Here is a 21,189-nt window from a genome sequence, read left to right on the forward strand (position 1 = left end):
ACGTGAGCGAGCCCGTTGTTCCGCTCAGAACCCGTTCGGCCCTACTCCATGGTGAGCGCCACGAACGCCGCCCACTCGCCCCGGCCGACCCGCAGCACCGGCCCGCCGCCCACGACCTTCGAGTCCCGTACGTACACGGCGTCCAGGCCGGCAGCCACCTCCACGCAGTTGCCACCTCCCGAGCCGCTGTAGCTGCTCTTGAACCAGCGCAGCCCGGCCACGTTCTCGGATACCTGCTCCACGCTCATGTCTCTCCAACCAGCCGTTCAATGAGCCGCGCAGACTCGACGCCGTTCAAAGCCTGCGACCGCAGCTTGCCATACCGCAACCCGAAGGCACTGACCTCTGCGGGATCATGCACGACGCACCCGACTTCCTGAGACTCGATGTAGCCGAGGTGCTGGTGCTCCTTGGTCTCCAGCATCACGAACGGGCCGTTCAGACCGGAGTGGAACCCGCATGCGGCAGGCATGAGCTGGACCTCCACGTTCCGCAACGCCCGTACCACCAACAGGTGTTGCCATTGTCCACGCATCATCTCCTTGTCGCCCACCGGATTCCGCAGTGCCTCCTCGCCGATGATGAAGGACAACTCTGCAAGCGGTACTCGCGTCAGTAGCTTCTGCCGACTCAACCGCGCTTCCGCGTGCTGGTCGATGATCTCCTCGTTCAGCGGCGGGCAGTGCCCAGCGAACAGAGCCCGCGCGTACGCCTCCGTCTGCAACAGCCCCGGCACCAACAGTGGCTCATACTCGAACCGGCTCACCGCCTCCGCCTCGATGAGCGCGAAATTGCGGAAGAACCTCGGCAACTTCGCCCGATCCACCTCTCCCTGGAGCGCCTCCAGAACCCCACCCGCCTCCAGCACCCGCTCCGCCGCCGCCGTGAACGCCGCCTTCGCCGGCCGTCGCCCCTGCTCGACCGAGGCGACCTGTTCCAGGGAGTAGCCGATCCCGTCGCCGAGTTGCTGTTGGTTCAACCCGGCCCGCTTGCGGAGGTACTGCAACAACACCCCGTACGCCGACCACACGCCCGGCAGATCGGGCCCTTCATCCTTGGTCTTGGTGCTGCGCCCCGTCCGCCTGTTCCGTACGTCTCGTACCGTCCTCACAGTCCCACACCCTTCCCATCCCGCTCCACGCCCCGCCCACGGCCGCGCTCGCCACCGGTCCATGTCCAACGCGACGCGCGGGAACCGGGACACGCACCGGACCCGTACAACGCCCGTACAAACCCCGTACAACCAAGCCCACAGCAGGCCGCCCACTCCGTACGACGAGGACGACGTACGCCCGTCGTACCTGGTCAGCCGACTACTCACCCCACCAGGCTGACCCCGTGACCCACCATCAGCTCACCGACGAGGCGAAGCCGCCTCTCACGCCCGTCCGCCAACTGACCCTGCGCTTCAGCAGCACGAGACGCGGCGCTCGCCTCGCCCGCCAGCTCGCCGTCCAACAGTTCACCGAGTGGACCGGCCTCCCGTACGACTCCGACCCCGCCCGCACCGTCGCCCTCGTCACCGCCGAGCTGGCGTCCAACGCGGTCCGCCACGGCAGCCTCCCCGGCCGGGACTTTCGCCTGGCGCTGCTGCTCCTGCCCGACCGTTTCCGCGTCGAGGTGACGGACACCCGACCCGAGCGCCTGCCTCCGCCGCCCGTGACGCCACAGCCCGCCGAGGAGACGTCGGGCCGCGGACTGCTCATCGTCCAGTCCTACGCCGACCGTTGGGGAAGCACGGTCCGCGACGCGTACACGAAGACGGTCTGGGCGGAGGTGCAACTCCGCACCACGGGCTCGTGACGTCGGCCCGCCCCTCGTCCGGGACGGCCCCGGCGAGAGCCGCCGCAACGCCGACGAAAAGGGACCGTCAGTGATCGGCGTAGTGCTCCGTCAGCTTCTCGATCTCCCGGGTCCACAGCACCATGTCGTCGCCCGGCCGCTTGTACGGTGCGCGCCGGGCCAGCTTGAAGAAGCCGCCGGACGGCCAGCCGCTGTCCTTCAGCACCACGAGTGCCGACAGCAGCGGCAGCGACCCGTCCGGGCTCTCCCGGATCGAGGCGTCCTCCAACAGGTAGGGCATGGGGCCCTCGTAGGCGGGGACATGATGACCGAGCCGTGCCATTTCGCTGCTCAGGTCGCCATATTGAATCGGTGCCGCGCCCTGACGTGCCCGTGAACGCAGGATCTCGATCACGGCGTCCAGAGCCTGCTCGTACTCCAGCGTGCCCTTCTGCATGTGCCCTCCCGACCTCGGATCCGACGACCGCCGAACCTACGCCACCGTCGGTGTGAGCGCGTCTCGAATGCGCGAAGTGAACATGTTCCCCTTGTGAACTGAGTGCATGGGTCTCATACTGAGGGCGATCAACTGCCGCCCGCCCTCTCGGCGGGCAGGCGTGCGTGGCCGGGGGTGAGTGAACGGATGAGCGCGGCCGACCAGCATGTGCGTTCCGGTTCCGCAGCGATGACACCGGCGGTCAGATGCCACGACGCGGCAGGCCAGGAAAGCACGGTCGGCCCGAGTTGTCGCCGACCCGACGACGAGCCGGCTCGAACCCGGCCCGAGCCATGACGACATGGCCGCCAGCTAAGGACGTCGACTCCACGTCCGTACCGGGGATGCGCGCTCTGGCGCTGCCCGGGGCCGGCACCTCGCTCCCGTCATCGCAAGACCTCGGCCCCGCCGGGCGCACCCAACCACCCACAGCTGTGAGAAGCGACTTCAGGAGCGGACAATGGACAGCGAGATCCAGCTGATCAGTGACGATGACGGTCTGATGGTCATCGGGAACGCGGCGGATGTCGACCGCTTCCTCATCTCGGAGGGACTGTCGTCGTCGAAGGACCTCGGGCCGCAGTGGCTCAAGTCCGTCTTCGGTGTCGGAGCCGCCGTCGCGCAGGCAGGCTCGGAGATGGCCGAGAACTCCGGACGCTGGGTGAAGCTGACTCCTAAGTCGGCCCAGCTCGTCAAGAAGTACGGGTTGAGGGAGAGCTCGAAGACCGGTTTCGGCACGGGCGTGGTGAAGGGGCAGAAGGGCCAGATCAGGGGCTTCGTGGAGTTCGTGAAGGGGCCACGGTCGTTCCTGACCAACCCGGCGGCTCTCGCCAATGCCGCCAAGCTCATGTCGCAGGTGGCGATGCAGCAGAGCATGGACGAGATCACCGACTACCTCGCCGCGATCGACGCGAAGGTCGACGACGTGCTGCGCGCCCAGAAGGACACGGTGCTGTCCCGCATGATCGGAGTGGGCTTCGTCATCGACGAGACCATGACCATCCGTGAGAGGAGGGGCAGGGTCGACGAAACCATGTGGTCGAAGGTGCAGGACGCGCCGACGGCGATCGCGGAGACCCAGGTGTACGCCCTGCGTCAACTCGACGCGATCGCGGAGAAGATGGAGCGACAGTCCAAGATCGGTGATCTCGCCGCGGCGGTCAGTGAGGCCGAGTCCCCGGTTCGGGAGTGGCTCGCCGTTCTGGCTCGCTGCTTCCAACTCCAGGACGCGATCGCCGTGCTCGAACTCGACAGGGTGCTGGACGCGTCCCCGGACGAACTGGACGGTCACCGCCTCGGTCTGAAGGCCGCCCGGCAGGACCGGCGGGAACTGATCTCGCGGAGCACCGGGCGTCTGGTGGCGCGGATGGACGCGGTCGCCGGCACGGCCAACGCGAAGGTGTTGCTGCACCCGGCCAAGTCCCCGGCTGTGGTCCAGTCGAGCAACCAGATGGCCATCGGCGTCCATGACTTCCACGAGCGGCTCGGTATCGAGTCCGGCCGCCGGTCGTCGGAGGCGAGACGATGGGTGGAAGCGGCCACCGACGTGAGGGACAAGGCGCTCGAGACGGGAGCGAAGGGCGTCGATGCCGCTCGAAGCCGCGGCAAGTTGACCCTCGACCGCGCCGGCTCGGTCAAGGGCAGACTCACCGACGGGATCGCCGAGCGAGCGCGCCGTCGGCGCGGGGGCGAGGCGGAAGGGGACGAGCAAGGCTGAGTGAGCGCCGCCCGATTCGTCGGGCGAGCTGACCTGCTGACCCCCGCGGTGCCGAAATCCCATCGAGTTCCGCCCGGCGGCGCCTATCCTGCCGACATGTCCCACGCGAAGACCTCGTACGTCTGCCTGCCCTGCCGGGCCTCGTACAAGCAGCCCTGCGACAGGGACAGGGAGCGGATGGCGGTCCCGGCTACCGCCCCCGCACCCTGAGGGAGGTCCGCGAGCGGATGACGTACGCCCGGCGCAGCGGCGAGCCCTTCGCGCGGTCGCTCGTACGGTACGACGTGCCCTCATCCCCACTGCACAGTTGAGACGAGCAGCCGCGGGCGGGGACCGAGCCATGCGTGCGGAGGCTGGTTCTTCAACCGACCGGCACAGGGAGCGAGAAGGCGACCCCGTCGTCGAGCCCGCGGATCGTGGGCGGCGCAGTGAGCGGGCCGATTGACCGGATCAGCTCGTTCCAGGTTCCGGCGGCCGGCGCGTGCGGCAGGACCTCGTGATGGACAGTCGCGTTGTTCTGTCCACCGTCACCGTCGTCGCACACGGCGCGGGTCATACTGGGGGCATGCTCGTTCCCAGCGGTCAGCTTTCGCCGCTCCAACAACACCTGTTGCAGGAACTGGATCTGTGTGACCTCCCGGCTCCCGAAAGGGCACCGGAGTCCTACCTTGCTCGCGACCTCGACACGGACGAGATCCGGGATGCCTTGCCCACCTTGTTGTGGGCCGGACTGGTGGAGCGACGGGGTGGCGACCTTGGCAGCCTCGCGCTCACCCCGCTCGGAGCGGCGACCCTGCGTGCGGCGGAGTGCGACGAGCTGACTGCTCGCCTGAGCGCGGTGGCGTCCTTCGCCGACACCGTGTCCATGGGCGCGGCGCCCCGCCCTGCCGGGCTCGCCCTGAAACGGCTCGCGGAGGGGGCATGGACCCTGGACCAGGCGAAGTCCTACGTCCGCACGGGTGAGACGGGCGCGGACCGCTCATGACTCGTTCGGTTGGCCGAAGTCCAGGACGACGCGGCGCCGTGCACGAGTCGCCCCGGGCTGCGGCGGGAGCACGCCCGCCGATGTGAGGTCGGTGACGGTGACGACCGGCGAACCCACGATCTTCGTGGTGAGCGCTTGCTGTGTAGGTGTTAAGTCGACCAACCGCCGCAGGACGGACAGCAGGTCGATCAGTTCCTCGGTCCACTCGCTCGGCCAGGACGTGACGTGGATGTCGTCGAGCGGGCTCGTCTTCCGGCTGGTGGGGGAGGCCTTCCGGTAACCGAACCACTTCTTGACGACGTTCATCCCGCCGACTTCGTAGTTCCAGACCTCGGGCGGGACACCGGTGAAGGTGCCCGGACCCACCCGCAGGGTGCCGGTCTCCGCGTCGTAGGCGAGCGTGTCGGGCACGGTGGAGCCGATCGCGGTCTCGTACCGCACCTGCCGTGGGTCTCCCGCTGGGAAGGCGACGCTCTCCTGGTCCGACTCCTGCCCGGCGGGAGGGGCGCCGGCGTCGCCGTAGGTCGCCGCCCACAGGAACTCGCGGCCGACGCGGACCGCCTCGCTCCAGAGCACCGGATCGCGGGTGAGGGGTAACCGGACGCCGGGAGTGAGCAGTTCCTCGCTGAAGTGCTCCGTGAATGAGCTGTGTCCGGCGACCGCGACGGCATAGGCGGCGAGGTCGTGCACGGTCAGCTCGTTGTCCAAGCCGAGGGCCCCGTCCAGGTACCGGAGCAGTCCGGTGGGCACGTTGGCGCTGCCGTCGGGATGGAGCAAGGGGTGTACTCGCCCGCCCCGGCCGTTGAAGTGGTCGGTGTCCGGTAACAGCACGGTCGCCACCAGGGCACAACCGTTGCTTATCGGGTGACTGCTCTGCTGGTTGAGGAACACCTGCCCTGGCTGTAGCGACTCCCACAGTTCTGCCCGAGGCCGATCGATGACGCGATGGTCCGCGATGAGCCATTGGCGATCGAAACTGCGTAGCCCTACCCGTAAGAGCCGTGGACCGGTGTGAGACTCATCGATCATGCACCGGTCGGGATGGGCAAAGCCTGGCAGGCTTGCCGGACGCGAGTCGAGACTGCGGCTGTCAGTCTCCTTGAACAGCTGGGCCTTGACCTCGAGGTCCGTCTCACCGATGAGACGAGCCCATCGACGTTCAAGAACCGCATCTGAAGGCGAGGTCACCCACGACCTATTGGTCTTGTTGCCGGGGCTTCCCCACGGGAACACCTCATCCAGCGCCGGATAGTCGTCCCACCCCGACAAGGTCGCCGGAGTGAACGGCCGCACCCCCCGCGCATGCGCGTCCCTCCAGCCCCCGTCACCCAGACTCACCTCCCGCAGCTGGGCGAACTTGTCCGCCCGCCTGCCCTGAAGTGCCCGGTAGTGAACCCGCGCTGGACGTTCCGAGTCGTGATCCGCCCGCCGTACGAACACGCAGATCGACAACGGCTGGGCGACGTGGGGGAACACGCGGGTCGCCACGTCCGACCGCTGCCCCTCCGGCGACAGGTTGATGACCCACCCTTCGTCGCACGTCCTGCGCAGATAGTCACGCATGCCCCGCCCGGCGGGACCGGTGGCGAACGCCGACGGGGTGATGAAGCAGACGACGCCGTGCCGGTCGTCCGCGTGGGCGTCGAAGACCTTCCAGGTGGCCCAACGCCAGAAGTAGACGTACAGGTTCTTCAGCGCGTGCTCGTAACGGCCGTTGCCCGGATACCGGAAGTCATCCAGGGGAGGACGGCCCTGACCCTTCACCCGTTTCTCGATCCAGCCGCCGCGGTTCTCCGCCTTGTCGTCGTACGGCGGATTGGAGATGACCACGGTGACGGGGACGTTGGCCTTGACGTGGTTGGCGCGGGCGCGTGACACCGAGAGGGCCGCGTACGTCGAGGCGAGTTGCTCCTCCTGGACATAGGGGTCGTCGAGCGTGTCCGTGACGTGGAGGTTGAGTCCGCCCGGCGGGAGTGGGGCGCCGTGCTTCTTCAGCAGGTCGGCCGCGCGGAGTTCGGCGACCGCGAACGGGCCCATCTGGAGCTCGAAGCCGTACAGTCGCTGCGCCAGCCGGCCGATCGCGTCAGGTGCCATGGCCTCGCCGTGCCGCTCGGCCGCCTGGCGTGCCACCCGCTCGATGACGGTGTGCAGGTAGGTGCCGGTGCCCATCGCAGGGTCGACGATGTGCACGCTCTCGTCGCCGTAGCCGCGCGCCTTGCCCAGGCGGGTGCGCAGCACCTCTTCGGCGAGCCGGACCATCTCCTCGACGACCTGGTGCGGGGTGTAGTACGAGCCGCTGCGCTGGCGCAGGCTGTCGTCGTAGACGGAGAGGAACGACTCGTACAGGTGGAGGTAGGCGTCCCGGTTGCCCTGCCGGATGGTCTCCCACTCGACGGCCGCGACGGTACGGGCGAGGAGGTTCAAGGTCACTTCGAACCGCTCGTTGACGTTGTCGGTGAGCAGTTGGAGGGCTTTGCCCATCAGGGCGTGGCCCGCGTTGAGGCGGCGGCCGATCTCGTGGAAGCTCGTGCCGGTGACCGGGATGTTCTCGGTACGGGCGAGGAGCAGCGCGAAGGTGACCGTCTGGGCATAGCCGTCGGCGAAGGTCGCGTCGTCGGCGGAGGGGAAGAGGAGCCGGCGCCAGTCGCTTCTGAGGCCGGTGAAAGGACGGTCGGCGGCGGAGTCCGCCGCGTTCAGCCCGGCTTCGGCCCGTAGTTGTTCCCTTACGGCCTCGCGCAGCAGACGGCACAGCGGAGCGATGTGCTGGACGAGCACCGAAACACGACGGATCTTCGGCGGGTCCCAGCAGAGCACGGCCTGTGCCAGCGCGTCGAAGGCGGCGAGGTCGACGACTGTCAGTTTCTCCCCAGCGCTCTTCAAAGCCCCCGACAGCACGACCTCCTCACCGATCTGCGTGCCGTACTGGAACACCCGCCAGTGGGTGCCGTTGGTGTAGAGCAGGTTGGGGAGGTCGCGCAGGCGTTCCCACTGCTTCTTGTCGTGACCGGTGAAGGAGTCGGGGTCGATGCTCTTTCCGGGCCGCTTCACCTCGATGTAGCCGGTCACGTCCTTGCCGACGCGTACGGCGTAGTCGGGTCGTACCCCCAGGTGCGGGATGCGGGTCTCCGGGTACCAGCCGATCTCGTGGCGAGCATGGTGCGCGGCTATGGTGAGGAACAGTTGTTCCAGAGGGCTGCGGATGGCCGCCTCGCGGTCACCCGGGCCCAGCAGGTTCCGTTTGCATTCGGCGCCGAAGACGGAAACAGCTTCCTTGAGCCACTGAAGACGTGCGTCAGCCATGACCGTCCCCCCATCCCCCCGGTCCCGGACGAGATACGGGACCAGCCCCTTGGTGAAGTATGGGACAGCAACATCCCAAATGGGCAGGGGTGTGCAGGAGTTCGGCCGAGGTGAAGGTGCGCCCCACAGCAGTTGTCTGCCGGAGGGAACCTGCTGCGCCGGACGGAAGCTAGTTCTCCAACCGCACCGGCATCAGGAGCGAGAAGGCGCCCTCGTCGTCGGGCCGGCGGATCGCGACCGGCGCCGTGGGCGCGGCCAGCTCCAGGATCAGCTCGTCCCGGGCTCCTGCGGTGAGCGCGTGCAGCAGGAACTCGCGGTTGACGGCGACGTTGTTCGAGTCGTCGTCACCGTCGTCGCACACGATCACGGACCCGTTCTCCGTCACCCTGAGCACACTGAGGTCGTACGGCTCGCCGTCCTGCTCCCGTGTCTCGTTCGCGCGGACCGGACCGGTCTTCAGGGCCTCCCGGAATGCCGCCGTGCCGACGGTGGCCTGGCGACCGGCCGGGAGGTGGACGAGGCGACGGTAGTCGGGGAACTCGTGGCCGAGACTCCGGCCGGATGTCTGCCGGTCGCCGGTTTCCAGCGTGACGCGGTCACCGTCCACCGCGATGTGGACGGTCTCCTTGCCGGTCAGCAGCGCCCGCATCGCATCGGTGAGCGGAAGGGGCACGACCACCTGCGACCTCGGCCCGCCGAACCCGGCTGTCTGTGCTCGCGCGACAGCCATCCGGTAGCGATCGGTGGCTACGAGATGGAGGTCTTCGCCCTCGATGTCGAAGAGGATCCCGCCGAGCATCGGCAACTCGGCGTCGGTACCGGCGGCGAAACGGACCGCGTCCAACGCTGCGGCCAGCTCCTGTGCCGGGACGGACAACCGGGCGGTGACGGTGTGGAGTGAGGTCATGGGGTCTGTCTCCCTGCGGTCGAGTTGAGCTCGGAGCGTGGAGAACTCGCTGCGGGCATCGGACAGCCCCAGCTCGAGACGGCGCAGGTGCGCCTGAAGGAGACCGCGCACCAGGTCCGTGTCCGCGCCGGCCCAAGCGGCCAGCACGAGTCGGATATCCGCCAACGGCGTGCCCGCCCGGCGCAGCCGCGCCAGCAACCGGGCCTCTTCCAACTGCTCGGGCTCGTACCAGCGGTAGCCACTGACCGGGTCCACCCAGGCGGGGACCAGCACGCCGGCACGGTCGTAGAACCGCAGCGCGCTCACGCTCAGTCCGCCGTCCCGGGCCATCTCCCCGATGCTGCGCATCTCGTTCTCCACACCCGGAACTCTGAGCCCTCGACCAGGTCGAGGGTCAACCTCCGTCACGGCCCGGACCCGTCACTCAGGCCGAGCAGCCGGCCGCAGTGGTGGCGTGCCCGAACGGATCATCATGGAGTGGGACCGCTGATGTCCACTACGGCGTAGCGAGAGTACGGCCGGTCAGATCCCGGAGAAGCCGGGTGCCCAGGTGAGTCGTAGGCCGACACCCTCGGCCAGTGCGGTCCAACGGGCTGCGGACGGGCGTTTCTCCAGTACCAGGACAGGATGTATGACGGTGCTCGGGTGCGCGCTCCGGAGCTGGTGGGCGTAGTCGAGGATCTGCCCGATGCCCAGGCGGATCTGCTGGTCCTCGCGTGCCCCGGTGAGGCTCTTGACCTCGGCGACGAAGATGTCCTCTCCGCGTGACCAGCCGGCGTCGAATTCCGGAGCACCGGAGGAGTACGTACATGCCTCGATGCCCTGGCGGGACAGGTGGGCGATGAGCGCTCCGACCGTCGCCTCGTGCACCGCCGTCGCCTCGTCGAGACGGTTGAGGTCCAGCGTGAGATCAGCGGAACTGCGTCGGCCGGTCCTCCGGACTCGGAGGGGGCCGCCGAGGATGTGTGCTTCGGTCGTAGCGGCGGCGACGGGACGAACGCGTCCCGTACGTGCCCTTCTCAGCTCCAGGCACGGTGCGGGACGCCCCCGCAGCAGTTTCGAGAAGCCGTCTCCGTCCACGACGCAGACATGCCGTCCCCGGCGGCGCTCGGCCTCGGCGTTCACGAGCGTGCTGCTGTAGGTACGGCTGTCGTCGGTCACGACCTTGCTGGCCAGATCGCCGTAGATGACAAGGGTGGCCTTCTGCGAGAAGTCGGTCTTAGGGGTCGCGCCCTCCTGCCTGGCCCTTTCGGCGCAGTGCGTTCTGACCCTCCACTCGTCGTCGACGAGGACTCGACCTGTGAAGCAGATCGTCTGGCCATTGAGCCTGCGAACAATTCCTCGGCACGGTCGGACCGGCACAGACACTGCCTCCTTCAGTCGCCGTCCCGCGACAGCCAGCCGATATGCCGCAGCACGGGCACGATCCGGAAGCGGACGAAGGCGACTACCGGTGTCTCGTCATCCGCGGCGGGAAAGAACAAAGCGTGCTGGAGGGGTTTCTCGTGCTGTGGGTCGTACAGGTCCACCGGAGGCAGATCCGGTCGGTCGAACGCGGCCTCCAACATGACACCCTCCCGAGCGGTCAGCTCTCTGAGATGGTGCAGTCCCATGGCGTCCGCGAGGTCCACTGTGGTGAGGGACTTCTTGATCCGTGGTCTGCCATGAACGTCGACGTACGTGGGGAACACCATGATGCGCAGTTCCCCAGGCCTCGCAGATGCGCATATTCCGGAGCGCAGTCGGTTGTGCAGATTGGAGAGGGCCGCCGGCATCTCGGGGACGACCGTGGGCTTGTGGAGCACCACGTCGCGCTCGCCGTTCACCCAGTGATTGTCATGGACCGTCAGCGACGCTTGCCCGGGGAGGCGTAGCTCCCACTCGACGGCGGTGGCCCTGGACATTTCCCCGGAACAGGTCGTTCCGCTCTTCTCGATGCCCCTTCCGGCGTTTCGGACCAGCGTGAGGTCGTTCAATAACCGCACGAGTGATGCCTCCTTTGGGAAATCCCCACCACGCATTCAGTCCCTCCGTGCCAGATCCAGCGCCGCCACCCCGACGAACCAGTCCAGCACTTCGCAGATCTCGTCCCCGTGCTCCGCGAAAACCCTGACCGGGAAGGACGGACGCAGCTCCAGTTTCGCCTCGGGCAGGTCGATGCCCTCGATCTTGTTGAGGCGGTTCAGGAGTTCCCGGCGCTGCTCCGTGTCGTCGAAGGGGCTGCGGGTCTTCAGGTACTGGAAGACCACCTCGACCGTTCCGCTGACGGGGTAGATCCCAACCGGCCACATCAGGTGTGGCCGACGGCTGGTCCCGAGGTCCAGCATGGGGAAGCAGCTCGTCTCCTCGTGCCGGCCGTAGGTCACATGGCCGCCCTGGCGGCGCCAGAAGTCGAGGGCCGCCACCACTCCGGCGTACGTATCAGGCCAGTTCTCCCGCAACTGCGCACGGAACCGCTCGGCGGCCACCGCGTCCTCCCCCTCGGGGAGCGGGTCGTGCGCGGTGGGCCGCGTCACGTCCTTGCCCAGCAGGGTGGCCAGCTCGGCGGCGGACAGGCGCTGGGAGGGGTGAGCCCGCCCGAGCGAGTCGAAGCGCACTCCCTCGCTCGTCAGCAGCTCCTGCGGTGGCGGCCGGTCACTGCCGTCGGCCCAGCGGAACGACGGGGAGATCCTGCCTTCCACGGTGAGTACCCGGTAGGCGCCGAGCACGCTCGTGTTGGCGCCCAGGTAGGTCCCCACGGGTACCGGATGGCTGCCGATCAGCTCGGCGACATCGCCGTACGTCGTCCAGGTGCCGCTCGGCATCGCCGTCAGAGCGGCCCGCAGTTCGGCCCAGCCCGGCGATTCCTCACCGGTCGGCTTGACCCCGCCGATCGGACCGGGCCACAGCTCCACGGCGCGGTCGGCCAGGCGGTCGGCACGCTCCAGGATCTGCGCCTTGCCCCAGCGCTGTGCCGAGGCGATCTCGAGGTTCATGCGCAGCGCGCTGGAGTCGAGGATCTGCTGCTTGCGCTCGAAGGGGTGGTTGGAGAGCTTGGCGTTGTCACCGCTCAGCGTCAGGTTGCCGAGCGTGTGTACCAGCAGGTCGTGCAGCTCCTGCGGAGTCTGGTTCGGCTCCGTCTCCTCCGCGAGCAGGTCGAACCATGCGGGAGCGGGGCGTTGCGGCAGGACGTGTTCCACGCTGAGGGAAGCCTTGGCGAAGTCCACGGGTTCGGAGGCGCGGTAGCTCTCCTCCAGGCGGCGCAGGATGTAGCTGCGCTGTGGAGGGCGCCCGGACCAGTAGAACGGTTTGGTGCGGACCGCCTCGCGCAGCTCCTCGTCACTCGGCCACCGTCGGCGCCGGCCGGACAGGAACCGCCTCACCGCCTCGGCGGCCGGCCGGTCGGTCTCCAGCTCCTTCGGCGCTTCCATGAAGATGCGGTTGAGGTTGGTGGTCGGCGTCTGACAGATCAGGCGTCGCACCAGATACGACTCGACGTAACCCAATGCCTGGGCGGCGTCGTCCGACGTCGTCCCGCCGGCGTCGAGAAGGTCCAGCAGGTGCAGCGTGAGCGGGTAGTGCGTCTGGCCACCCCAGGCGGCCAGACGTTCCAGGACCGCCCGAAGGGCGGGGGACCGCTCACGCGAGGGGTCGATGATCCGCAGGAACCTCCCGGCCCGCTCGGCCAGTTGCTCGATCTCGCGCTGCAGCGCGTCCTCGTCGCCGGCCAGCGGCTGAAGTCGCTTTTGCTGCTCGCGATAGATCTCACTCTGCTTGGTCTTGTAGTGGCCGCGTACCACCAGGTCGAGCCAGACCAGGAGTTCGAGGTTCTTCGGGCCGAGGCTCTGCTGCATGGGCAGCCACAGTTCCTGATAGATCCGCTCGCCTCGTTTGGGCAGCAGCATGAACACGTAGTTGCGCAACAGGTCGCTCTGACTGAGCCCGACCCCCGTGTTGTTGATCGACTCGAAGATCCGGTACACGTTGTCGCCCGGCTCAGCGGTGATCTCCACGATGGAGAGCAGGTCCTTGAGCGCCGTTTCGACCGTGGCAGTCCACTGCGCGTCGCCCGCCTCATGGCCCTCGGCGAGCACACCGCGGAAGAACCGGTAGGCAGCTCCGATGTTGTCGCTTCCGCCGGCGTCCGCGCGGGACTGGACGCAGGCGGCGTACGCGTCCCGGTCCGCCTGAGTGGGCAGCAACCGATAGTGGTCCGCGCCCTCGTGGAACTCGTTGACCAGTATCTGGCGGTGCACCCGGTCCACCCCGCGCGCATCACCCGTCTCCTTCAGGTGGTCGCGCAGGGCGGTGAAGGCCAGCATCAGTGTGGTCAACCGCTGTTGCCCGTCCACCACCAGCCATCTCTGAACCCCGCCCGCCTGGATCTGACCGGGTGCGAGCACCACAGAGCCGAGGAAGTGCGGTGCGGCCGGTTCGCCGGCCAGATGCTGATCGACGAGTTCCCCGACGTCCTCCCACAGTCGTTGAAGCTGATCCCGGCCCCAGCTGTACGTGCGCTGGTAGAGCGGCACCTGGAACAGCTTGTCCCCTTGGACGAGCTTGAGGAAGGTGATCTCCTGGGCGCGCATGCGCCTCCCTTTCCTACGGCACCCTGACGGGTGTACAAACCGAGCCCGTTCATGTCCGATGTATCACGGCTCAGAGGCAGTTGTCCGTTGAATCCAGGCTTTGTCAGGCGTCGCTGTCTGCCGATGCCAGGGACGAACGGCTGGAGATGCGCGGCATCGTCTCGTTGGGGGAGCGGCGCAGCAGCTTGATGGTGCGGCCCTCGACCCACGCGTTCCACGCTTTGAGGTAGTAGAGCAGGTGCTCGCGTGAGTCGTCGCGGCGCCGGTGCGTGTTGCCCAGGGCCAGGTTGAGCATGGTGTTGCGCAGCGTCAGACGCGGATCGCCCGGCTCCAGGCGGGCGCCGGTGACGACCCCCGCCTCCCAGTCGGACTGGTCGATGTCGGGCCGGGCCTCGCTGGTGACGTACCAGCCGATCGTCGCGGCCGTGACGGTGATACGGCATCCCCGGTTCAGCGCGATGCCGTGGTGCAGGGCGTCGCGGACACCGGGGTGTTCGCCGAGCAGGTTCAGCAGCTGATCGTTGCTCGTGACCGACGATCCGCCGCTCCACGCGGAGTTGGGGGCGTTGCGGTACAGGTGCAGTCCGCGCAGGGCTGCCGCCAGGTGGGTCGCGTTGGCCTCCCCCGCGAGGGCCAACGCGTCCAGGCCGGTGCGCTTACGGCCCGTGTCCATCACGGTGAACGCGGTGCGCGGCACGCCGTGCGTGACGGTCAGGGGCACGGTGATGCCCGCCTTGACGACGGCGGCCAAGCGATGCTGTCCGTCGATGAGAACGTCGTCCTCGTCGAAGGCGATGCCCTGGTGCGTCAGCTGCCATTCCCCGCGCTGGATCTGACCGGCCAATTGCTGCACTGTGCTCTTGCTGAGCGGCCGATTGCTGGTGTTGTGGGTGAGCCACTGCGCTGCCAACTGCGGCGACACGTCGACCACTTGCATGTGCATGGCACCTTTGCCTTCCTCTGGCATGACGTCGAGGACAGCCTCTCGTCCCTTGTGAACTAAGTCAACACCGATATCGCGAAAGGTCGGTCGGACTCGAAGTGTCCACGAGGGCGGTCGACGTCGCCGGTGATCACTCGTTGGTGGCGATCTGTGCGGGGTGGGCGTCATGGCGTGATGGGTGTCCGGGATTGCTGATACGCTCACAATGTGTGCTCAGTTCACACTCGAGTTCGTGCGCCGGGGGGTGCATTGTGATCGAGCTCGTGGTGGTCGGGGCGGTATGACCGGACGGGCCACCGGATGGCCCTCAGGAGCAGTAGTGGGGTGGGCGTGTGAGTCAGGATGAGCGCGGGCTGAACGAAGGTCTGCGGCCAGTCGGTTCCGTCTACCAATACGACGACGGCCTGTATGTGCGGGTGTACGACGTCGTGCCGCACGTACTGGCAGACGCCGAGGACACTCATGGGTACCGGCAGGGCGACGACTTGGTGCGGTGCACCCTGTCCGTGAGCAACGGCACCGGACGGCCGTTCGACCTCGACGGCGTCACCCTGCTGGTGCGGGGAGGGCCGTACGGCAAGACGGGCCGTCAGGTGCAGGATTACCGCAGTGACGTGCTCGACGACGAGCTCGAGGGCACCCTGCGTACCGGGCGCAGGGTCTCCGCCACGTGGGCCTACAGCATTCCGGCCGGCACCGCCGGTGACCTGGACATCGAGGTCCGTTTCCCGGCGCGCGACCGGGGGAGCGTCACGTTCAGCACGGCGTCGGCCGCCGCCACGGTGGTCGGCGAGCGCCCCGCACCGATGGCATTCGACCAGTCCGTACTGTTCGGTGAGCATCAGCAGTCGCTGTTCGCGGAGCCGGACGAGGCCCCGGAGCCCGTGACCGGGGCCGGGCACGCGGACTCGGCCGCAGGTGGGCAGCGAGCGACCGCACCGGCCGCGCTCGACGCCGTCCCGGCCCAGCCGACCGGCCCCGGACGTCAGACCGCCCGGTCACTGGTCCCGGAAATCTCTGCCGACGGTCTGGACGCCGCTCGCGTCCGGCAGATCTTCCGGTTCCTCGCCGAGGCCGAGGAGTCGAAGACGCGCCCCGTGCGCACGCTCGACGGGGCGGCCGGGGCCGTGTGGTTCGACGAGTTGCCGGACGACGACGGCGTCGAGGTGATGATCGACGGCGCTCTCGCGGGGGACGACCCGGCCTGGCTGACCGTCGCCCGCCCCGAACGCGAGGACGCGCCGCACCCCAAGGCTCTGCTCGCGCCCTGGGTGGACGAGACCCGCATCCGTGACTTCAAGGAGCCTCGCGCCCCGCACCTGCGCCGGCGTATCGAACCCGAGTTCCCCGACTGGTCCCGGGGCATCCCGCTCGACAAGACCTACCACGAGCTGGACCAACACCCCCAGCGGGAGAAGATCGAGAAGCTGTACGCCGCCTGGGAGCAGGAATGGCTCGCCTGGGCGGAACGGCGCCGCGCGATCGACCCCCTGGTCAGGTTGTACGACCGGCTGCACAAGATGCACGAGGACGCCGCGGGCCTCGGTGAGGCGTACGAACTCGTGCTCGGGCTGGGCCGGCTCACGTGGCAGACGACCTCCGGGCAGCGGGTGGAACGGCACCTCGTCACGCACCGCGCCACCATCCAGCTCGACCCGTCCACCGGCACGCTCACCGCCTCCCCCGACCCCACCGGCGCGGGCCTGGAACTCGAAGAAGGCATGCTCGAAGGAGCCCAGCACGTGCCGGGCGCCGTACGCGAGACGATCGTCGAGGTGCTGGAAGGCGCCTTGGACGTGACCGACCCCGAACACCTCGACGCCGTACACACCGCCCTGCGTAGCTGGGTCAACGCCGCCCACAGCGCCGGAAGTTACGCGCCGACCGTCGAGCGCGCCAAGCCACGCAGCCTCGACGTCCCCCAGGTGGGACTCACCCCCGCACTCGTCCTGCGTGAGCGCAGCCGCCGCTCCACCATGGACGCTCTCAAGGCCATCGCCCGGCAGATCGACGCGGGCACGCCGCCCACCGCACTGCTCAGCTACATCGCGGGCCGGGACGGCGCACTGACAGCGGCGGACCTCGCGGCGGCGGAGGACGACGGAACGGCGCAGGGCGGCGACGAGATGTACTTCGCCCTCCCCGCCAACGAAGAGCAGCGCACGATCGCCGAACGCCTCCGCGCCAACCGCCTCGTCGTCGTCCAGGGGCCGCCCGGCACCGGCAAGACGCACACCATCGCCAACCTGGTCACCGACCTGCTCGCCCAGGGCAAGCGCGTCCTCATCACCAGCCACACCCCGCGCGCCCTGCGCGTGCTGCGGGACAAGCTGCCGGAGTCCGTCCGCGACCTGTGCGTGAGCCGCACCGAGGACGGCGCGGCGGCCCAGCGAGAGCTCGAGGCGTCCGTGCAGCGGATCCTCGGTGAGTACGCGGGCTACGACGAGAAGGCCTCCCGCAAGGAGATCCGTACCCTCCAGACACGACTAGCCCAGGCCCGCGCCGCCCAGCAGGCCATGCTGCGCGACCTCGCCGTACTGCGCGAGCAGGAGACGCACCGCTTCGAGGCGGAGATCGGCGACTACAGCGGCAGCCTGCAGGAGATCGCAGGGCGCCTCACCGGGGAGGCGGGACGGTACGACTGGCTGGGCCCGGTCCCGCAGGAACAACCCGCCCTCAGCGCCGACGAGGCCCTGCGTCTGCTGCACAGCACCCGTGCCTACACCCCGCACCACCAGGCCCTCGCGGCAGAGGTGCCCGGCCCCTCCGAACTCCCCGGCCCCGGCGACTTCGAGGAGGCCGTACGTATCGTACGGTCGGCAGAGGAAGCACATGCGGCCGCGCGCCAGGACCCGCTGTGTGCGGAGTACGACACGGCCGTGAGGAGCCTCGGCGAGGGGGAACAGCAGCGGCTGTCCTCGGCGCTCGACGCCTTCTCCACCACCCGCGCCCGCGCCGCGGCTCTTGCCGCCGCGGCCGGTGACTGGGCCGCAGCGCTCCTGAGGCAGGTGACTGAGGGACAGGACTGGCAGGCACGCAGCCGGCGGGCCGCCGTCACCGAAACCCTTGCGGCCGTCGACAGCTCGCTCTCCATCCTGGGCACCGCCATGGTCAGCGGCCTGGAGCAGTACGATCCGGCCACGGCGCTCGCGCAGGTCACCGCACTGCACGACGGTCTCGGTCAGGGACAGAAACTGCGCGGCCCCCTCGGTATGCGCTCGAAGCTTGCGAAGACGGCCGGCGCGTTCGCGGAGAACGTACGGGTCGACGGCCGGGCGCCGGAGGACGTCCCGACGTCGGCCGTCGTCCTCGCCCGCGTCCAGCTGGAACTGCGCCTGGCCCAGGTGGAGTCCGAGTGGGGCACGCCCGTCGCCGCTTGGCAGGGGCACGGACCGCGCCTCGCGCGGTTGCGGCAGGACGCGGAGGTGCTGGACGCCCTGCTCGCCGTCGCCGCCGCCCGTACGGACGTTCTGACCGCCGCGGCCACCTCCACGGCACTCGCGGTCGCCACCTGGCACGATCCTTCGGTCGAGAACGCCGTGCGCACCCTGCTGCGCGCCTCGACCACCCTGCGCGCGGCCGAACAGTCGCGCAAGGCCATCGCGGACAGCGAGGAACTCCTGCGGACTTGGGGTGATCGGCCAGGTGTGTCGCCGGCTGTCGTGCGCGCACTCGGTACCGTCCGCGACCGTGACCCCGACGGCTACCGCACGTTCAGCGACGAGATGGCCGAAGTGCGTCAGGCCGCCCGGCTCCGAGCCGAGCAGGATGTGGCCCTCGCTCGTGTCCGGGAGGCGTTCCCGGCCCTTGCGGACCGCATCTCCAGCACCTACACGGACAGTGCCTGGGAGACGAGACTGCCCTCGCTCGCGGAGGCCTGGGCCTGGTCCGCGTGGCGCGACCGCCTGGAGCGGCTGACCGATCCCGAGGCCGAGCGTGCCCTGCGCCAGCGGCTGACGGAGGCCGACGACGAGGCCCGCATCTTGCTCGCGCGGCTTGCCGCTGCCCGCGCCTGGCACCGCTGCCTCGGCCTGCTCACCGGCGATCAGTCCCGGGCACTCAGTGCCTACCAGCAGGCCGCGCGGCGCATCAAGGGCAAGTACCAGCACCGCTACCGGCGCGACGCGCAGGCCGCGCTGCGCAAGGCGCAGACGGCGGTGCCGGCCTGGATCATGCCCCTGCACCAGGTCGCCGAGACCGTACCCATGGACCGGCCGGGTCTGTTCGACGTCGTCATCGTCGACGAGGCCAGCCAATCCGGCCTGGAGGCCATGCTGCTGAGCTGGCTCGCCGACCGGATGGTCGTCGTCGGCGACAGCAAGCAGGTCAGTCCGTCCAACGTCGGCCTCAAGCAGGACGAGTACTTCCACCTCAGGGATCGCCTGCTCACCGCGCTGGAACCGGACGTCCGCAGTCTGTTCGGCCCCGAGTCCAGCTTCTTCGACCTCACGGAGGCGTTCTCGGCGGGCCGCGGCACGCTCATGCTCAAGGAGCACTTCCGGTGCATGCCGGAGATCATCTCCTTCTCCAACGACCTCTGTTACAACCGTGATCTGCTGCCCCTGCGGCAATACGGCGCCGACCGGCTGCCTCCAGTGCGCACGGTGTACGTCGAGACCGGCGAAGCCCTCGGCGCCAACACCCGGCTGACCAACGCGGCCGAGGCCGAGGCCCTTGTCGACGCGATCGTGCACTGTTGCGCAGACCCCGCCTACGACGGGAAGACCATGGGCGTCGTCAGCCTCCGCGCGAGCAAAGGACACCTGACGGAGCTGGAGAACCTGCTCGCCGAGCGCCTCGACTACGAGCAGCGCGAGGAGCGGCGCATCCGGGTCGGTGACGCCGAGGACTTCCAGGGCGACGAGAGGCACATCATGTTCATCTCGTTCGTCAACTCCGCGACCACGGCCGCAGGAGCGGTCCCGGGCGGCTTCAACGGCAAGACCTACGAGCAGCGCATCAACGTGGCGGCCTCGCGTGCCCAGGACCAGGTGTGGGTGTTCCACAGCGCGCGGGCCGAACAGTTCCACGAGAACGACTTGCGCCGACGGTGGCTCGATCACCTCACCCGTCCCGCGGAGGAGGATGTCGTCGCGGTCGAGGGCGAGGTTCTGCCCGATGTCCGGCACGAAGCGTTCGACAGCCTGTTCCAGCAGAAGGTGTACCTGGAACTTACGGCACGGGGCCACCGGGTCCGTCCGGGATACCAGGTGGGCCGTCACACGATCGACCTGGTCGTGGAGGGCGGAACGCGTCGCCTCGCGGTCGCCTGCGACGGTGACGCCTTCGCCGAAGGTGAGGACGCCTCAACCGCGGCCGCCAGACAGCGCGACCTGGAACGTGTCGACTGGACGTTCATCCGGATCCGGGGCAGTCGCTTCCACCTCGACCGCGAGCAGGCTCTGGCCCCGCTGTGGGCGGAGCTGGAAAGGTTGGGCATCGAACCGGTCGGGCGGGAGCCGGAGGTCTCCGGTGCCGCCGACGGCGCCGCGCCCAGCGGGGCGGAGCCGACCAGTGAGGCGGCGGGCGGTGGTGTGTCCGTGACGGGGCACATGGCCGAGGCCGGTCACATTGCCCGCACGCGTGACATGGGCGAGGCTGATAACGCTGCCGTGGCCGATGCCGGCGTGCCGTCCGAGCTGCGGGGCGCCCCTAGCCATGCTGTAGGGAGCCGGGACGCGGTGCGAGCTCAATCGCCGACTGGAACTCCGGCCAATCTTGGGGTGGTGCCCGCGCCCAGGGCCACGGACCCGCACGCGTCCCTTACTGGTCCGGCCCGACAGGCGACGCCTACTCCGACCCGGACGCGTGCCACGAGCGCGGGGAGCGGGGCCGCTCCCACACGGGGGGCTGGGGCGACGGTGCCTGCGGCGGCGCCGGCCGCACGGCCGACGGGTTCGCCGGGGCATGTCGCACCATCCGAGGGCTTGGTGCGGTCGGCGATGCCCACTCCGACCGCGTCGAGCCCCCTGCCGGTTCGGGAGATCCCGGCTGCGGCCTTCCAGAGGTTGGTGCGCGAGGTGCAGCTGTTGCAGGTGGCAGTCGATGCTCCCCGCGAGAGCCCCGAAGGAGCGGACGCGGCGCAGCTGGTCTTCTTCAGGAGGACCCAGGACCAGCAGCGCGAGCGGCGTACCAAGCGCCTCGCCTTCCTGCGGAGCTTCCTTGACGCCGTCGGCGTCGGACGTGAAGCTGCAGTGCCGGACGTCGTGATCCCGGGCGCGCTGCTCCGTCTGGAGTTCGACGGCCAGGTGGACGAGGACACCCTGTACACGATCGCCGAACTGCCCACCGAGGAGGCGGACATCGTTTCTCCGTCCTCTCCCCTCGGCCTCGCCCTGACCTGGCAGCCGACAGGACGTGAGATCTCGTACGACGCGTCCCAGGGCAAGACACGCACGGTTGTCGTGCGGGAGATCAGCGTCTGATCGAGGCCACAGCAAGGTGACAGGACGGGCCCTGTCCGGCGAACCCACCTCTTGGGTCCGCCGGAC

14 protein-coding genes are annotated in these 21,189 nt (G+C 68.8%); 4 read left to right on the forward strand and 10 right to left on the reverse strand.

All coding sequences use genetic code 11. From position 1 onward, the window contains the following. Positions 1-41: 41 nt before the first annotated feature. Both ABTX78_RS23860 and ABTX78_RS23865 read right to left on the reverse strand, forming a co-directional pair. Complete coding sequence (locus tag ABTX78_RS23860; RefSeq protein WP_352208819.1) at positions 42-248, reverse strand: DUF397 domain-containing protein; 207 nt, start codon at positions 246-248, stop codon at positions 42-44. Continuing rightward, on the reverse strand, positions 245-1,111 hold the full coding sequence (locus ABTX78_RS23865; protein WP_352208820.1) for a Scr1 family TA system antitoxin-like transcriptional regulator: 867 nt from the start codon (positions 1,109-1,111) through the stop codon (positions 245-247). Before ABTX78_RS23865 ends, ABTX78_RS23860 begins: the two co-directional genes overlap by 4 nt. Before the next feature lie 227 nt (positions 1,112-1,338). Between ABTX78_RS23865 and ABTX78_RS23870 the strand changes: the two genes are divergently transcribed. Then, the gene (locus ABTX78_RS23870) at positions 1,339-1,803 is read left to right on the forward strand and encodes an ATP-binding protein (protein WP_352208821.1); all 465 of its coding nucleotides are present in this window, start codon (positions 1,339-1,341) and stop codon (positions 1,801-1,803) included. 67 nt (positions 1,804-1,870) lie between these two features. Here ABTX78_RS23870 and ABTX78_RS23875 read toward each other — a convergent pair whose 3' ends face one another. Continuing rightward, the gene (locus tag ABTX78_RS23875) at positions 1,871-2,239 is read right to left on the reverse strand and encodes a hypothetical protein (RefSeq protein WP_352208822.1); all 369 of its coding nucleotides are present in this window, start codon (positions 2,237-2,239) and stop codon (positions 1,871-1,873) included. A gap of 499 nt (positions 2,240-2,738) precedes the next feature. Between ABTX78_RS23875 and ABTX78_RS23880 the strand changes: the two genes are divergently transcribed. After that, a complete protein-coding gene (locus tag ABTX78_RS23880) occupies positions 2,739-3,995 on the forward strand; it encodes a hypothetical protein (protein WP_352208823.1) in 1,257 nt (418 codons plus the stop codon). A gap of 361 nt (positions 3,996-4,356) precedes the next feature. On the opposite strand, the gene ABTX78_RS23890 is transcribed toward ABTX78_RS23880, so the two are convergent. Next, positions 4,357-4,551 carry a hypothetical protein gene (locus ABTX78_RS23890; protein ID WP_352208824.1) on the reverse strand — a complete coding sequence of 65 codons (195 nt, stop codon included), beginning with the start codon at positions 4,549-4,551 and terminating at the stop codon, positions 4,357-4,359. A 9-nt stretch (positions 4,552-4,560) separates the two neighbouring features. On the opposite strand from ABTX78_RS23890, the gene ABTX78_RS23895 reads away from it, so the two are divergent. Beyond that, positions 4,561-4,980, forward strand: a complete 420-nt coding sequence (locus ABTX78_RS23895; protein ID WP_352208825.1) for a hypothetical protein — start codon at positions 4,561-4,563, stop codon at positions 4,978-4,980. Here ABTX78_RS23895 and ABTX78_RS23900 read toward each other — a convergent pair. From ABTX78_RS23900 to ABTX78_RS23925, 6 genes are all read right to left on the reverse strand, one after another. Next, positions 4,975-8,280 carry a type ISP restriction/modification enzyme gene (locus ABTX78_RS23900; RefSeq protein ID WP_352208826.1) on the reverse strand — a complete coding sequence of 1,102 codons (3,306 nt, stop codon included), beginning with the start codon at positions 8,278-8,280 and terminating at the stop codon, positions 4,975-4,977. The two genes, ABTX78_RS23895 and ABTX78_RS23900, sit on opposite strands and share 6 nt — an antisense overlap. A 169-nt stretch (positions 8,281-8,449) precedes the next feature. Then, the gene (locus ABTX78_RS23905; protein ID WP_352208827.1) at positions 8,450-9,535 is read right to left on the reverse strand and encodes a DNA polymerase III subunit beta family protein; all 1,086 of its coding nucleotides are present in this window, start codon (positions 9,533-9,535) and stop codon (positions 8,450-8,452) included. 174 nt (positions 9,536-9,709) lie between these two features. Continuing rightward, a complete protein-coding gene (locus tag ABTX78_RS23910) occupies positions 9,710-10,549 on the reverse strand; it encodes a BRCT domain-containing protein (RefSeq protein WP_352208828.1) in 840 nt (279 codons plus the stop codon). A gap of 14 nt (positions 10,550-10,563) precedes the next feature. Further along, the gene (locus ABTX78_RS23915) at positions 10,564-11,172 is read right to left on the reverse strand and encodes a hypothetical protein (RefSeq protein WP_352208829.1); all 609 of its coding nucleotides are present in this window, start codon (positions 11,170-11,172) and stop codon (positions 10,564-10,566) included. Between the two features lie 36 nt (positions 11,173-11,208). Further along, the gene (locus tag ABTX78_RS23920; protein WP_352208830.1) at positions 11,209-13,755 is read right to left on the reverse strand and encodes a GmrSD restriction endonuclease domain-containing protein; all 2,547 of its coding nucleotides are present in this window, start codon (positions 13,753-13,755) and stop codon (positions 11,209-11,211) included. A 103-nt stretch (positions 13,756-13,858) separates the two neighbouring features. Next, the gene (locus ABTX78_RS23925) at positions 13,859-14,698 is read right to left on the reverse strand and encodes a hypothetical protein (RefSeq protein WP_352208831.1); all 840 of its coding nucleotides are present in this window, start codon (positions 14,696-14,698) and stop codon (positions 13,859-13,861) included. Between the two features lie 332 nt (positions 14,699-15,030). Between ABTX78_RS23925 and ABTX78_RS23930 the strand changes: the two genes are divergently transcribed. Next, entirely contained in the window at positions 15,031-21,123 is a 6,093-nt protein-coding gene (locus ABTX78_RS23930; RefSeq protein WP_352208832.1) for a PDDEXK-like endonuclease domain-containing protein, read from the forward strand. Positions 21,124-21,189 lie beyond the last annotated feature (66 nt).

Origin of the sequence: Streptomyces sp. NPDC096193 (genome assembly GCF_040302905.1) — a bacterium.
Lineage (GTDB): Bacteria > Actinomycetota > Actinomycetes > Streptomycetales > Streptomycetaceae > Streptomyces.